The 2,854-nt window shown below is 67.4% G+C and carries 3 protein-coding genes; all 3 read right to left on the bottom strand.

The genetic code is table 11. From position 1 onward, the window contains the following. Nucleotides 1-167: 167 nt before the first annotated feature. The gene (gene hypE, locus QZY48_RS07660; RefSeq protein WP_295429772.1) at nucleotides 168-1,214 is read right to left on the bottom strand and encodes a hydrogenase expression/formation protein HypE; all 1,047 of its coding nucleotides are present in this window, start codon (nucleotides 1,212-1,214) and stop codon (nucleotides 168-170) included. Nucleotides 1,215-1,361: 147 nt separating this feature from the next. Continuing rightward, the gene (gene hypD, locus QZY48_RS07655; RefSeq protein ID WP_295429770.1) at nucleotides 1,362-2,483 is read right to left on the bottom strand and encodes a hydrogenase formation protein HypD; all 1,122 of its coding nucleotides are present in this window, start codon (nucleotides 2,481-2,483) and stop codon (nucleotides 1,362-1,364) included. Beyond that, nucleotides 2,480-2,752 (bottom strand): HypC/HybG/HupF family hydrogenase formation chaperone, encoded by a 273-nt coding sequence (locus QZY48_RS07650; RefSeq protein WP_295429768.1) that lies wholly within the window; start codon nucleotides 2,750-2,752, stop codon nucleotides 2,480-2,482. Before QZY48_RS07650 ends, hypD begins: the two co-directional genes overlap by 4 nt. Nucleotides 2,753-2,854: the final 102 nt, after the last annotated feature.

The following is a 2,854-nucleotide window of genomic DNA, read 5'->3' as shown; positions in this document are numbered from 1 at the left end:
TTGTCGTAGTCGTTGTCGTAATCGGAGAAGCGGTGCAATTCGGCGTGCGAGAGAATCCGGGGCGCTACGATAATCTCGACAACGACAACGACAACGACAACGACGCGACAAGCAGTCCCTAATGGACTTGTTTAACTTATTAGTGAACCGTTCCTTACCAAAGCGGTTCAGCAAATCCGCGGCAACTGCTCCCCCGCCAGCCAATCGACGATGCGGCTGCCGCCGAAGGTGGTTTCCATCTGCACGAAGCGGTGGGGGTCGGCCACCACCTCGCCGATCAGGCTGGCCGCCGCACCCAGGGGATGCGCGCGCATGACGGCCAGCAGTTCGGCCGCCCGTGCCGCCGGGCAGATGGCGATCAGCTTGCCCTCGTTGGCGACATACAGCGGGTCGAGTCCCAAGAGTTCGCAGGCGGCGGCCACGGCCGGGTGGACCGGGATGGCGGACTCGCGGATGCGCATCCCCACCCCGGACTGGTGGGCCAGCTCATTGAGCGTGGTGGCCAGTCCGCCGCGGGTGGGGTCGCGCAGGCAGTGCAGATCCGGCACCGCGGCCACCATGGCAGCGACCAGACCGTGCAGGGCGGCGGTGTCCGACGCGATCTCCACCTCGAATCCCAGGTTCTCGCGCCGCGACAGGACGGCGACCCCGTGGTCCCCCAGGCTGCCGCTGACCAGGATGGCGTCACCGGGGCGGGCCAGGTCGCCGGAGATGGTGACACCTGCCGGGACCACGCCGACCCCGGTGGTGGTGATGAAGACGCCGTCCCCCTTGCCGCGCTCCACGACCTTGGTGTCCCCGGTGACGACCGGTACGCCGGCCGCGTTGGCGGCGGCGGCCATGCTGGCGACGATGCGCACCAGGTCCTGGAGCGCAAAGCCCTCTTCCAGGATGAACCCAGCGGCCAGATAGAGGGGCCGGGCGCCGGCCATGGCCACATCGTTGATGGTGCCGTGGACCGACAGGCAGCCGATGTCCCCGCCGGGGAAGAAGAGCGGTGAGACCACATGCCCGTCGGTGCTCATCACCAGCCGCCCCGGGGGCGGGGTGAACAGGGCCTGGTCGTTGCCCTGGCGCAGCAGTTCATTGTCCAGGTGGGCCTGGAAGACCTCGGCGATGAGCTGCGCCATGGCCCGCCCCCCGGCGCCGTGGCTCATGTCGACGGTGCCGTGCCGGAGGTCCAGCCGAACGGGAAAGCGGCGGTCAGTGGTCATATAAGGATGAAGGATGAAGGATGAAGGGTGAAGGGTGAAGGGTGAAGGGTGAAGGGTGAAGGGTGAAGGGTGAAGCGTTAAAGGATGAACGGTGGGCGCAGGACGTGCCGTCTCAGCTATCGTCCTTCATCCCTCATCCCTCATCCCTCATCCTTCAACCTTACGAAAGCGCCCATAGCCCCAATAGGCGGCGCAGGCGCCCTCCGAGGAGACCATACAGGAGCCCATGGGGTTGTCCGGGGTGCAGACGGTGCCGAAGAGCTTGCAGTCCGTCGGCTCTTTGACCCCGCGCAGGATGGCCGGGCACTCGCACCCCTTGACCTCCCGCACCTCACCGATCGTGACGGCAAAGCGCCGCTCCGCGTCCAGGTCCGCGTAGTCGTCGGCGAGCCGCAACGCGCTGTCCGGCAGGAAGCCGAGCCCCCGCCACTCGAAGGTCTCACGCGGCCTGAAGACCTCCGCCATCAGGGCCTGGGCCTTGCGATTTCCCTGCGCGGTCACGGCCCTGGTGTACTGGTTCTCGACCTCACAGCGTCCCTCGTTGAGCTGGCGGATCAGCATCAGGGTGGACTGCATCACGTCCAGGGGCTCGAAGCCAGCGATGACGACGGGCTTGCCGAAGCGCTCCGGCACGAAGCCGTAGGGCTGGCTGCCGATGACGGTGCTGACATGGGAGGGACCCAGGATGCCGTCGAGTCGGACCCCATCCGGACCGGCCGTCGCGAGGATGGTGCGCAGGGCCGGCGGTGTCAGGACATGGTTGCAGAAGATCGAGAAATTCTTGAGCCCTTCCGCCCGGGCGACCTTGGCCGCCACCGCCGTGGGCGGGGTGGTGGTCTCGAAGCCGATCGCGAAGAAGACCACCTGCCGCCCCGGGTCCTCGCGGGCGATGCGCAGGGCGTCGCTCGTTGAGTAGATCATGCGGATGTCGGCCCCCGCCGCCTTGGCCTTGAGCAGGCTCCGGCGCTCGCCGGCGGGCACCCGCATCAGGTCGGCATAGGTGCACAGGGTCACCCCGTGCTGGGTGGCGAGCGTGATGGCGTGGTCGATGCGCGCCATGGGCAGGACGCAGACCGGGCAGCCCGGGCCGTGGATGAAGCGCACATTGGCCGGCATCAGGTCCGCGAGGCCATAGCGGAAGATGGCGTGGGTGTGGCCGCCGCAGAACTCCATCAGCCGGTACTGTCGGGTCGGGTCGGCCGCGGCGGCGATGGCCGCGGCCAGGCCCCGGGCCAGGTCCCGGTCGCGGAACTCGTCGATATATTTCATGCCGGCCCCGCGGTGTCGGCGAGCGCCGGGGCCAGCCCGTCCTGATCGACCAGGACCCCGGCCTCCCGCATCAAGGCCAGGGTCTGCTGCGCCTCCTCTGGGCTGATGCGATTCAAGGCATAGCCCACATGCATCAGGACATAGTCGCCGACGGCGGCGTCCTCGATCAGGGCGAGCGAGCAGTCCCTGGTCACGGCGCCCAAGGCGACCGTGGCCGACTGCCCGGTGGGGTCGATGGCGGTGATGCGGGCGGGGATGGCGAGGCACATGGCTACGAGTCCTGTGGGGATGCAAGTCTGGGGTTGGTGGTGGGAGACTTGGTCTTATAGTAACGAGTCAAGATCAAGTCAAACACTATCGTTCTGGTTGCC

The organism is uncultured Thiodictyon sp. (assembly GCF_903828115.1).
In the GTDB taxonomy this organism is placed as follows: domain Bacteria; phylum Pseudomonadota; class Gammaproteobacteria; order Chromatiales; family Chromatiaceae; genus Thiodictyon.
Note: the sequence above shows the minus strand (reverse complement) of the source record. Positions and strands in the feature narration are given on the sequence as shown.